Here is an 11,458-nt window from a genome sequence, read left to right on the forward strand (position 1 = left end):
TAGAACGCCAGCTTGCGCTAAACTTGCCAAGACCCTAACAGGATGTAACCTCGTGCGGCCACTACACACGGAATGTGCCATGAACAGCTTCACTTCAGCGCCGAGCAGCGTTGAACGCTCACAAGCAGTGCCACTGTGCTTAGCCAACGGCCGCTTAAACCCCGCCGCCATTGGCTGGAGTCGTCACCCCACGACTCACTGCGCCCTACCGAAACGTTTATTCCGACGTAAACGCTGGAATGATTGGCGGCTATTAACCCCAGACTGGATGCTGGCCATCACCATCGCCGACTTGGATTACACCGGCTACGCCAATCTGCACTTTATTGACCTGCACAACGGCCGCCAGGTCATTCGCACCGTGCGACGCTTTTTAGCGCAGGACATCCACCTACCAGACACGCCGCATGAGTCCATCGTCTTTAAGCACGCCGACTTTTACCTAGAAGCCAATGAAAGCCCGGAACAGCTTGAGCTGATCGTGCGCTCTACGGATTTGGTCGACAGCCCCTTGAGTGGGCGCTTCGTGGTTGAGCATCCCCGCCACTTAGAGTCCATCAACTTGGTTGCTCCGCTGGGCCCTATGCATTTTCACTGCGCCAGTCGCAAAATCGGTTTGCCCGTCCATGGCGAACTCAGCCTTGGCAGCCAACACTTTCATGCGCAAGCTCAAGATAGCTTCGTCGCGCTCGATTTTGGCCGTGGCATCTGGCCCTACCACAGCCAATGGATTCGCGCGGCATTTGCCGGCCCCGGCGGCATTGCCGGCAACTTTGGCCAAGGCTGGACCGAAGGCAGCGGATTGAGTGAAAACGCCCTGTGGATTGGTAGCGTGCTGAATAAAATCGATGCCGACATCCACTTTGAGCAAGACAGCCAGCGCCCCGGTTACTGGCACCTGCGCGATGATGCGGGGCGTATTCAGTTGCACTTTACTCGTCTGCAAGAGCAACGCAGCGAAGAAAACGTCGGCTTTCTGAAAATGCACCGCCACCTCGCCTATGGCCGCTTTGACGGCATGCTGATTGGCAATGAAGGACAACGCGTAAAGGTGGATAGCTTGATGGGCTGGATTGGCAAAAATGCCGCGCGCTGGTGAGGCTGTTTGGCTGCGTAAAGACTTAGCGAAAGCGCATCGCGCCTTCATGCTCCCATTCGCAACGCAAATTTAACGAACTATCTTCGGGTGTATGGAAGCCCTCATCAGACTCCCAGCGAAAGGTGTGTCGGCCGTTCAGCTCGGTTTCCAAGTGCACGATCGCATTAGCCCAGTACAGCTGGCGCAGCAAACCCTCAAATTTTTGCACCCACAGTGACCACTCGTACTCGACGGCCTGATAACTGGCGCCAAAGCTGATCACCTGTGTTTGGTACAACGCATCACCTTGCGCCTGCCCTACACCAAACATGCTGCGCGCAAAAAACGGCCAGCCGGCTTCACCATCCAATGTTTGCAACACCTGCACGTTATGCTGCTGGCGCAGCAGGCGCGCCTCGCTACTGCCCTCTGGCCAGTCGCGTATGCTGCCGTAAACAATTGATTCGCCGTGCAAAACTTACTCCCTGTGGAAGGCAATCGTTGCCGCCTCTACCTTTGTCATCGCCTTCTACCACGCAAGCCAGCGCACGCCAAGGCTGCAACCTTCAAGCTGTGCGGCACAGCCCAACCTAAAACTCAGTCAGCAACCAGCACACAGCCATATCACCACGCACTGGCAAACACCGCATTGTACGCTAACGCCTACGACCACAAACACAGTAAACGCCCCAAAACTACCGTTCTTGAGCGCTTGCCGCTATTCTTCCCGCTAAACACACAACAAATCATCTCGCCAAACAGGTGGATTAACCCACTGTCGCCTAAACTATTTTTAACGTCTGAGCCGGCACACCCCTTTTACCCTTTTGGACCGACTGAACACGGATGCAGATCAAGTTCACCGACCGTCTTTCATTCAAGCAAGCCAGCCTCACCGTCTTGGTGGGCTTCTTGCTGGGCACCCTACTCAGCTTGATCCAAGTAGTGCTGGATTACAGCAACGAGGACGCGGCGATTGATGACAAGATCAACGCCCTGCTGGAAACCAGCTACCAACCCGCCGCACGCGTGGCCTACAACATCGACGCAGAGCTCGCGCAAGAGCTCGTGCGCGGCCTGCTGCGCTCCCCCGGCATCATCCACGCAGAGATTATCGACAACAACGGCACTGCCCTTGGTCAAGCCAGCCGCCCCATGCAAGAAAGCCAATGGCGGCGTATCAGCGATGCGCTGTACGGCCAAGCGCGGGTGTTTGAAAAACCTCTGAGTGTCGAGCACTTACCCGATGAAACCCTTGGCCGTTTGCGCGTGGTGGTGGACACCTTTGCCTTTGGTAATGACTTCTTACAACGCGCAGGGATTACCTTAGTCACCGGTTTCGTGCGCAGCCTTGGGCTCTCATTGATCTTGTTGGTGCTGTTTTACGTGATGCTAACCAAGCCTTTGGTCAGCATCATTGAAAGCATGAGCCGACGAGACGGCGACACCCTCAACCGTGAGCCCATCCGCTGCCCACATGGGCATGAGCGTGACGAAATCGGCGCGCTGATCAACGTCACCAATGAACACCTGCGCAGTATCGACGTTGAAGTCGGCCAGCGCCGCGACGCCGAAGACCGCCTGCGCCAATACCTCAACGAACTGGAAAACATCGTCGCTGCGCGCACCACCGAGCTCAAAGCGGCCAACCTGCAGCTGAGTACCTCCAACCAAGAACTCGAGCAAGCACGTCAACAAGCGCTGGCCATGGCGCAAGCACGCAGCGACTTTCTCGCCAGCATGAGCCATGAGATTCGCACCCCATTAAATGGCATGCTGGGCCTACTGACCTTAGCGCTCGACGGGCCCATCCCCAGCGAACAACGCCAACAACTGGGTATCGCGCAAAACTCCGGCAAGGTGCTGTTAGAGCTACTGAACGACATTCTTGATCTATCTAAATACGAAGCCGGCCGCCTTGAGCTGGAAAGCATTGCCTTCAACCCCGCTCAACTGCTGGAAGACACCGCTCAGCTGCTGGCTCAAAACGCAGGACAAAACGTAGAACTGTGCGTGGCCGTTAGCCCAAGCGTGCCGCAATCGCTACGCGGCGACCCAACACGGGTTAGGCAAATCATCAGCAACTTGCTCAGCAACGCCTTGAAGTTCACTCGCGAAGGCAGCGTCAAAGCCAAGCTCGACTGGCAAGAGCAAGCCTTACTGTTAACCGTCAAAGACACCGGAATCGGCATGAACGAGGCGGCACTCAACCGCATCTTTCAGCCCTTCACCCAAGCCAGCCAAGGCATCACCCGTGAATTTGGCGGCACGGGGCTTGGCCTTGCCCTGACCCGTCGACTGTGTGATGCCATGCAAGGCGAAATGACCGTGACCTCGCATGAAGGACGCGGCAGCGTCTTCCATGTCCGCCTACCGCTGACGCCTTTAAGTGCCGCAGAGCCCGCCTTTGAGCTGCACGGCCACGTGGCCTTGGTGCTCAACGACACCAACCTCACCAGCCGTGTACTGCGCGATTACCTTCTGCGCTGGGGCTTATCACTGGTCAACGCCGAGGCCAGCCGCTGCGACCTATTGATCTGTAATCAGGCGGCTGAATTGCCGCGCTTGCGCCAGCGTTTTCCGGACGTGCCGCTGCTGTATATCAGCCCCTACCATGCTTTTTTAAGCAACGAACAAGCACAAGCGCTACAGCCATTCCAACAATTACACCAGCCCGTCGCCCGCCACCCTCTAGGCAACACCATTGCCTCGCTACTCGGCCAGCAAAGCGAGCTTCCGCGCGCGCAAAGCCTGCCCAGTAATCGTTTAGGCGCACATGTCTTGCTGGTAGAAGACAACCCCGTCAACCAGCTGGTCGCCAAAGGCATGCTGGCTAGCCTAGGTTGTACCGTGGCGCTGGCCCAAGATGGCCAGCAAGCGCTCGAGCGGCTACCGCAAGAGCGCGTGGATTTAGTGCTGATGGATTGCAACATGCCGGTACTGGATGGCTACGAAGCCACTCGACGACTGCGCGCCGATGGCCGCTGGAATGATTTACCCGTGATTGCGCTTACCGCCAACGCACTGGCCGAGGACCGGCAGAAGTGTAAAGACGCCGGCATGAATGACTATCTGTCCAAGCCCTTCCAGCGCGAAGACTTGCAGAAGATCATTCACTACTGGCTACAAGCACGCACCCAAGCCAGCGGCCTGTAACGGCAACGCCACAACAGCAGTCACTGGTCAGCTGCGCTAGCGCTAAGACCCCAACCATTCAAGCATCGAGATCGTCGCGCCGGCGAGCCCTGTCAACACACGCGTGCGAGCAACTGCGCGAGTTCTTGACGTAAACGGCTAATTTCCTCAGCCGGTACACCGCTTTCACACAGCAAGGTTTGCGGCACGCTGGCAGCTTGCTGCTTAAGCTGCATGCCGGCTTCGGTCAAGGCCAGCACGCGCTCGCGCTCATCGTGCACAGCGCGCCGACGCTCGACCAATCCCAGTTGCTCTAAACGTTTTAACAGCGGCGTCAAAGTGCCGGAGTCCAACAACAAGCGCTCGCCCAAGGCTTTGACGCTCGCCTGCTCAGGCGGCTGGCGCTGCCACTCCCACAGCACCAGCATGACCAAGTACTGCGGGTAGGTCAGGCCCAGCGTTTCAAGCTTAGGGCGATAGGCTTTGGTCACCGCCCGCGAACAGGCGTACAACATGAAGCACAGCTGGTTATCCAACTGCAGCAGCGCTTCCTGTTCGTCGACCTGTTTCACTTAAGCAGAGCCTCAATTTCGCCTTCTAAATCTTCTGGCTTAGCCACTGGAGCAAAACGCTTCACCGCAGTGCCATCGCCACTGACCAAGAACTTGGTGAAATTCCACTTCACGCCTTGGCTACCCAACAAGCCCGGCGCTTGCTTCTTTAAGGCCACAAACAGTGGATGCGCCTCTGGGCCATTGACGTCGACTTTTTTGAACAGCGGAAAGGTCACGCCAAAATTCAGCTCACAAAACTCGCTGATTTGCCCTTCATCACCCGGCTCTTGCTTGCCGAACTGATTACATGGAAAGCCCAGCACCACCAAGCCTTGGTCTTTGTACTTTTCCCACAGCGCCTCTAGGCCTTTGTACTGCGGCGTGAAACCACACTTACTGGCCGTGTTAACCACCAAATACGCCTTGGCTGAGAAATCTTTCAGCGGCGTTTGCTCGCCTTTGATGGTGGTACAGGGGATATCCAACAATGCTTGGCTCATGAGTGACTCCTTAAAATGGGTTAGTGACCAGCAACGAGCAACAAGATAGCGAGCAATTAAATTGCATACAATCTAATTTTACACAGTAACGACCAAGACCCTGCCCGCCGACCACAAGCGTGTTTGTTAAGCGTCGCGCGGAATCAGCTGCAAACAGACCGAATTAATGCAATACCGCAAGCCTGTCGGTGCTGGGCCGTCGGGAAAAACATGCCCTAGATGAGCGTCGCAGCGCGCGCACAGCACTTCGACACGCTGCATGCCATGGGACAAGTCTTCGGCCGTGGCCAAAGCCTGCTCATTGATCGGCGCGAAAAAGCTTGGCCAGCCGCAGCCCGAATCAAACTTACTCTGCGAATCAAACAAAGGGTGCGCACAGCAAAAGCATTGGTACACCCCGGGTGTTTTGGTGTCGCAGTACGCGCCGGTAAACGGCCGCTCCGTGGCTTTTAAGCGGCATACAGCAAAACGCTGCTCGTCTAGCTCTGCCTGCCAAGCCTCATTGCTCTTATCCAGCTTATCGACCATTGGCTTTAACACTCCTCGCTGGGAAAAAGCGCGATCTGTACCTTTTCCCTACCATTGCCCCCACGTATGATGCGGGGTTCATTGCAGTCTGGCAGCAAGCCTTGCGTCTGCCAAGCCGCACTCTGCGCACCGCTCAGGAACCCATCATGCAGGTCAGCAAGTCGAATAAGCTCGCCAACGTCTGTTACGACATTCGTGGCCCAGTACTCAAGCACGCTAAGCGTCTGGAGGAGGAAGGCCATCGCATCCTCAAGCTGAATATCGGCAACCCCGCGCCATTCGGCTTCGAAGCCCCCGAAGAAATCCTTCAGGATGTGATTCGCAATCTACCCACCGCACAGGGTTATTGCGACTCCAAGGGCTTATTCAGCGCGCGTAAAGCGGTGATGCAGTACTGCCAGCAAAAAGGCATCGACGGCGTTGGCATTGAGGACATTTACCTCGGCAACGGCGCATCAGAACTGATCGTCATGTCGATGCAAGCACTCCTGAACAATGGCGACGAAGTCCTAATCCCGGCCCCGGATTATCCCCTGTGGACGGCGGCGGTGAGCCTTTCCGGCGGCAAGCCCGTGCACTACCTGTGCGACGAGCAAGCCTTGTGGTACCCCGATCTTGATGATATCCGCAGCAAGATCACCAGCAACACCAAGGCCTTGGTGCTGATCAACCCCAACAACCCCACGGGTGCGGTTTACCCCAAGGAAGTGTTGGAAGGGTTGGTGGAAATCGCCCGCCAGCACAACCTGATCCTGTTCTCGGACGAGATCTACGACAAAATCCTCTACGACGATGCCGTGCACATCTCCACAGCCTCGCTAGCACCGGACGTGCTGTGCCTAACGTTTAACGGCTTGTCGAAAAGCTATCGCGTCGCTGGTTTCCGCTCCGGCTGGCTGATTCTGTCAGGCCCCAAGCACCGTGCCACCAGCTATATCGAAGGTCTGGAAATGCTGGCCTCGATGCGCTTGTGTGCCAACGTGCCAAGCCAACACGCGATTCAAACGGCACTCGGCGGCTACCAAAGCATCAACGACATGGTATTGCCCGGCGGCCGCTTGCTGGAGCAACGCGACCGCGCCTACCAGTTGCTCAACGACATTCCCGGCATCAGCTGCGTCAAACCCATGGGCGCGCTGTATGCCTTCCCCAAGATTGACCCCAAGATCTGCCCGATTCACAACGACGAGAAGTTCGTCCTCGATCTGTTGCTGTCAGAAAAGCTGCTGATCGTGCAAGGCACCGCCTTTAACTGGCCATGGACCGACCATTTCCGCGTGGTCACCCTGCCGCGCGTGGACGATCTGGATGCGGCAATTCGTCGAATCGGCAACTTTGTGCGCGGTTATAAGCAGGAATAAACCAAGGAGTGGCTATGTCAGCACGTCGTTATTTACTCACCGGTGCCAGCTCCGGCATTGGCCAAGCACTGGCTCGCGAGCTGGCGGCCGCAGGCTTTGATCTGGCGCTGGCGGCACGACGTGAAGACAGCTTAAAGCTCTTGGCCAGCGAGCTTAGCGCACGCTTCCCGGCCCAGCGCTTTAGCGTGCTGCCGCTGGATGTCTGCGACTACGCCGCTTGTCAGCAGGCTGTTCAACAAGCCAGCGAAGCCCTCGGCGGTTTAGATGGCTTGATCGCCAACGCCGGCATCGCCCTCTCGGGGCGCGCCGGCCGCGGTCACTTCGACAAAGCTCAGCGCACCCTAGAAACCAACCTGCTCGGCGCCATCGCCTGTTTAGATGCCGCCTGCGCACTATTCCGCCAGCAAGGTCACGGGCATCTGGTGGCCGTGGCATCAGTGGCCGGCAAGCTCGATTTACCGGCCACCTGCGCCTACTCCGCCAGCAAGGCTGGCCTGGTGAGCTACATGCGCAGCCTCGATGCTGAGTTAAAAAGCACCGCCATTCGCACCACCACCTTACTGCCAGGCTTTATTGACACCCCGCTCAACCAAGACGCCGCGCAACGCCCATTTTTAATTGACGTCGAACGTGGCGCCCAGTTGATCGCCGGCCACATCATCAAAAAGCGCCAACAAGCCTATGTACCCAGCTGGCCGTGGGCCTTACTGGGCCGACTAGGGCCTTTTTTACCGACGTCCTTATTGGCCAAATTGGGATAAGCCATGGACTTAAACATCGACGACTTTTACCGCGATTGCGCCGCTGCCTTGTTACAGCTGTACGGCACCTTTCCGCGCAAAATGGCCTTGTATGTTGAAGACTTAATTGGCCGCGAAGAGCCCGATGAATTTGGCTTACCCAGCAAGCGTCACCTGAACTGCTTAGGCGCCATGGTCTGGCTGAGCGAAGAAGGCTATCTCCGCTTTAGCGCCACCATCCGCTACGAAGCACTGGAGCAAGTGGTGCTGACGGAAAAAGCCTTCTTACGCCTGTCCCGACAAGTCCCACATGCCATTGAGCAACCCGATCTACCGCCTAGCGTGCGCCGCATCAAAGGCACCTTAGCGCATCAGCTCAATGACGCGTTACAGCAAGGCCACAGCGAAAAAATCTCACGCCTGGCGCGCCTTTTGTTTGAAACCCCCAGCGCACAAGTCCTCAGCACACAAGCCTGAAACATTTGTTCACAGCTTGGCGCTGGAAAAATACGCCTCGCCCCCCAACAGTATGACTACCCGAGCCATTTCTAGGAGATAAGCGCCATGATGCGCATTGTGTTGTTCCTCGTTACCAACTTAGCCATCTTGTTGGTTGCCAGCGTCACCCTAAGCCTGCTGGGCTTTGACGGCATCATGGCCGCCAATGGCGTGGACCTTAACCTCAAAGCGTTACTGGTGTTCTGTGCTGTATTTGGTTTTGGTGGCTCGTTCGTGTCGCTGTTCATCTCTAAGTGGATGGCCAAGCGCTCAACCGGCACACAAATCATTGATCGCCCACAAACCCGCAGCGAGCAATGGCTGCTCGACACCGTGGCAAGCCTCGCACGCGAAGCCGGCATCAAGATGCCTGAGGTGGGTATCTTCCCAGCCCAAGCGGCCAACGCCTTTGCTACTGGCTGGAATAAGAACGACGCACTTGTTGCCGTCAGCCAAGGTTTGCTGGAGCGCTTCTCCCCTGATGAAGTGCGCGCCGTACTGGCACACGAGATTGGCCACGTTGCCAACGGCGACATGGTGACCCTGAGTTTGATTCAGGGCGTGGTGAACACCTTCGTCATGTTCTTCGCGCGCATCTTCGGCAACTTTGTTGACAAGGTGATCTTTAAAAACGAAGAAGGCGTCGGCATTGCCTACTACGTCGCCACCATCGTCGCCGAGCTGGTTCTAGGCATTCTGGCGTCCATCGTCGTGATGTGGTTCTCGCGTCAACGTGAATTCCGCGCCGACGAAGCCGGCGCCGACCTAGCTGGCACCCAAGCCATGATTGGCGCCCTGCGCCGCCTGCAAGTGGAATCAGGCATCGCGGTGGACATGCCCGATAACCTGACCGCCTTTGGCATCAATGGCGGGTTAAAAAACGGCTTGGCAGGCCTACTGATGACCCACCCGCCGCTGGAGCAGCGCATCGAAGCACTGCAACGCCGCGTACGCTAATCGCGTGTTAAAACACAAGGCAGCTTCGGCTGCCTTGTGTCGTTTTAGACCAGCGAAAATCCGCCCCCCCATGCGTGGCACACCCCTTGCAAACTCCGATTAACGCTTTAATCACTGTCAGCCACAGTCAGGCTCTGCCGGCTGTACAAGGGACCCCACCATGCATGATGACGACACCACTGCATCAACGTCCGCCAGCGAGAACAACCAAAGCACCAAAACAGTGCAAAGCCAGACTGCCTGGGTTGCCGGCAGTGATGCGCCGGAGATCCCACTGGTCAATCTAGGCTTCATGGCGCTGACCGACAGCGCACCGCTGATCGTCGCTGCCACTCAAGGTTTTGCCCAAGCCCAAGGCCTGACTCTTGAACTACACCGCCAACCCTCTTGGTCAACACTGCGTGACAAACTGGCCACCGGCGAACTAGACGCCGCACAAAACCTCTACGGACTGGTTTACGCCATGCACCTTGGCCTTAGCGGCGGCAGTGCCACCCCGATGGCAGTTTTGATGAATCTCAACCACAACGGGCAAGCGATTACTCTGTCTAAGCGGCTGTTAGACGCCGGCGTGCATGATGGCGCGAGCTTGGCTGCGTATATTCGCCAGCACCCTCCACTACGCCTGGCACAAACCTTCCCCACCGGCACGCATGCCCTGTGGCTCAACTTCTACTTAGGCAGCCTAGGCATCGACCCCCGACGGGATGTTGAGTCGGTGGTGATTCCACCGGCGCAAATGGTGGACTACCTCGCCCGCGGCGACATCGACGGTTTCTGTGCCGGGGAACCGTGGGGCGCTCATGCCATTGCAGAGCAAGCAGGGTTCACCCTGATCACCAGCCAACAAATATGGCCCGATCACCCTGAAAAAGTACTCAGCGCGCGCGCCGAATTTGTCGCCGCATACCCCAACACCACCCGCGCCCTGATGCGAGCGGTGCTGGAAGCCAGCCGCTTTATTGAGCTCAACCAAGACAATCGTGAAGACACCGCCGCGCTGATCAGCGGGCAAGATTATGTTGGCGCATCAACCAGCGCGATCACCCCGCGCTTTCTTGGCCGCTACGAAGACGGACAAGGACATGCTTGGCAAGACGCCCACGCGCTGCGCTTTTTTGCCGACGGTCACGTCAACGTGCCTTATTTGTCCGATGCCAGCTGGTTTCTCAGTCAATTCCGCCGCTGGGGCCTACTGACCGCAACACCGGATTACCAGCAGATCGTCAGCGACGTGCAACGCCTCGATTTATTCCAGCAGGTCGCCACACAAGTAGGTCTATCACTGCCCCACAGCGCGCAACGTCAATCAACCCTGTGCGACGGTCAGATATGGGATGGGCAAAACCCTGAACACTACGCCCAAAGCTTCGCCATTGGCATCGAGGCACACTGATGCAACACCCTTGCACTGCCTTCTACTTCATGGCTCCATACTCCCCCAGCGCCCGCTGTACGCCGGCCTGTTCGCTTTTATTGGGAATTTGAAACCATGCTGCGCATCATGCTGATCAACGACACCCCGAAAAAAGTCGGCCGCCTCAAAGTAGCGCTAGAGGAAGCCGGCTTTGACGTGATCGACGAAAGTGTCTCGGCGCTAGACTTACCGCAACGCGTCGAACAACTGCGTCCCGATGTCGTGCTGTTTGACACTGACTCCCCCACCCGCGACGTGATGGAGCAAGTCTGCCTGCTAAGCCGCGACCAGCCGCGCCCCATCGTCATGTTCACCGACGACCAAGACCCGCGCACCATGCGCCAAGCGATCCAGTCCGGCGTCAGCGCTTATATTGTCGAAGGCATCAATGCCCAACGCATCAAGCCGATTCTCGATGTCGCCATCGCTCGCTTCGAAAGCGACCAAGCTTTGCGCCAACAACTGCTGGCCCGCGAACAACAACTGGACGAGCGCAAACGCATCGAGCAGGCCAAAGGCATTCTTATGCGCATGAAAGACTGCAACGAAGACGACGCCTACACTCTGATGCGCCGTCAAGCGATGAGCAAACAACAAAAGCTGATTCAGGTTGCGGAGCAAATCATCGCAATGGACAAGATGCTGCAGTAAGCCGGCCTCAGCTACTCTCAGACTTGCAACGACAACGCG

At 57.1% G+C, this 11,458-nt stretch carries 12 protein-coding genes; 8 read left to right on the forward strand and 4 right to left on the reverse strand.

The features are described 5' to 3' along the window. Positions 1-79 precede the first annotated feature (79 nt). Positions 80-1,099: a DUF2804 domain-containing protein gene (locus tag MKI83_RS06025; RefSeq protein ID WP_241584019.1), complete on the forward strand. Its 1,020-nt coding sequence runs from the start codon at positions 80-82 to the stop codon at positions 1,097-1,099. A gap of 22 nt (positions 1,100-1,121) precedes the next feature. Here the strand turns inward: MKI83_RS06025 and MKI83_RS06030 are convergent, their stop codons facing one another. Next, on the reverse strand, positions 1,122-1,553 hold the full coding sequence (locus MKI83_RS06030) for a hypothetical protein (RefSeq protein ID WP_241584020.1): 432 nt from the start codon (positions 1,551-1,553) through the stop codon (positions 1,122-1,124). 371 nt (positions 1,554-1,924) lie between these two features. Here MKI83_RS06030 and MKI83_RS06035 point away from each other — a divergent pair, with 371 nt between their 5' ends. After that, positions 1,925-4,234: a hybrid sensor histidine kinase/response regulator gene (locus MKI83_RS06035; protein WP_241584021.1), complete on the forward strand. Its 2,310-nt coding sequence runs from the start codon at positions 1,925-1,927 to the stop codon at positions 4,232-4,234. Between the two features lie 92 nt (positions 4,235-4,326). On the opposite strand, the gene MKI83_RS06040 is transcribed toward MKI83_RS06035, so the two are convergent. From MKI83_RS06040 to msrB, 3 genes are all read right to left on the reverse strand, one after another. Further along, positions 4,327-4,728, reverse strand: a complete 402-nt coding sequence (locus MKI83_RS06040; RefSeq protein ID WP_241584272.1) for a MarR family winged helix-turn-helix transcriptional regulator — start codon at positions 4,726-4,728, stop codon at positions 4,327-4,329. A 53-nt stretch (positions 4,729-4,781) separates the two neighbouring features. Beyond that, complete coding sequence (locus MKI83_RS06045; RefSeq protein WP_241584022.1) at positions 4,782-5,267, reverse strand: glutathione peroxidase; 486 nt, start codon at positions 5,265-5,267, stop codon at positions 4,782-4,784. 126 nt (positions 5,268-5,393) lie between these two features. Continuing rightward, the gene (gene msrB, locus MKI83_RS06050; RefSeq protein ID WP_241584023.1) at positions 5,394-5,795 is read right to left on the reverse strand and encodes a peptide-methionine (R)-S-oxide reductase MsrB; all 402 of its coding nucleotides are present in this window, start codon (positions 5,793-5,795) and stop codon (positions 5,394-5,396) included. Positions 5,796-5,941: 146 nt separating this feature from the next. Here msrB and MKI83_RS06055 point away from each other — a divergent pair, with 146 nt between their 5' ends. The 6 genes from MKI83_RS06055 (at position 5,942) to MKI83_RS06080 (ending at position 11,419) form a co-directional block, all read left to right on the forward strand. Then, positions 5,942-7,156, forward strand: a complete 1,215-nt coding sequence (locus tag MKI83_RS06055; RefSeq protein ID WP_241584025.1) for a pyridoxal phosphate-dependent aminotransferase — start codon at positions 5,942-5,944, stop codon at positions 7,154-7,156. Between the two features lie 14 nt (positions 7,157-7,170). Further along, entirely contained in the window at positions 7,171-7,917 is a 747-nt protein-coding gene (locus MKI83_RS06060) for an SDR family NAD(P)-dependent oxidoreductase (protein WP_241584027.1), read from the forward strand. A 3-nt stretch (positions 7,918-7,920) separates the two neighbouring features. Beyond that, complete coding sequence (locus MKI83_RS06065) at positions 7,921-8,373, forward strand: hypothetical protein (RefSeq protein WP_241584029.1); 453 nt, start codon at positions 7,921-7,923, stop codon at positions 8,371-8,373. An 87-nt stretch (positions 8,374-8,460) separates the two neighbouring features. Beyond that, positions 8,461-9,351 carry a protease HtpX gene (gene htpX / locus MKI83_RS06070; protein ID WP_241584031.1) on the forward strand — a complete coding sequence of 297 codons (891 nt, stop codon included), beginning with the start codon at positions 8,461-8,463 and terminating at the stop codon, positions 9,349-9,351. Positions 9,352-9,511: 160 nt separating this feature from the next. Beyond that, the gene (locus MKI83_RS06075) at positions 9,512-10,747 is read left to right on the forward strand and encodes a CmpA/NrtA family ABC transporter substrate-binding protein (RefSeq protein WP_241584032.1); all 1,236 of its coding nucleotides are present in this window, start codon (positions 9,512-9,514) and stop codon (positions 10,745-10,747) included. 96 nt (positions 10,748-10,843) lie between these two features. Beyond that, complete coding sequence (locus MKI83_RS06080) at positions 10,844-11,419, forward strand: ANTAR domain-containing response regulator (protein ID WP_241584033.1); 576 nt, start codon at positions 10,844-10,846, stop codon at positions 11,417-11,419. Positions 11,420-11,458: the final 39 nt, after the last annotated feature.

The sequence above is a fragment of the Atopomonas sediminilitoris genome (assembly GCF_022601735.1).
Classification (GTDB): domain Bacteria; phylum Pseudomonadota; class Gammaproteobacteria; order Pseudomonadales; family Pseudomonadaceae; genus Atopomonas; species Atopomonas sediminilitoris.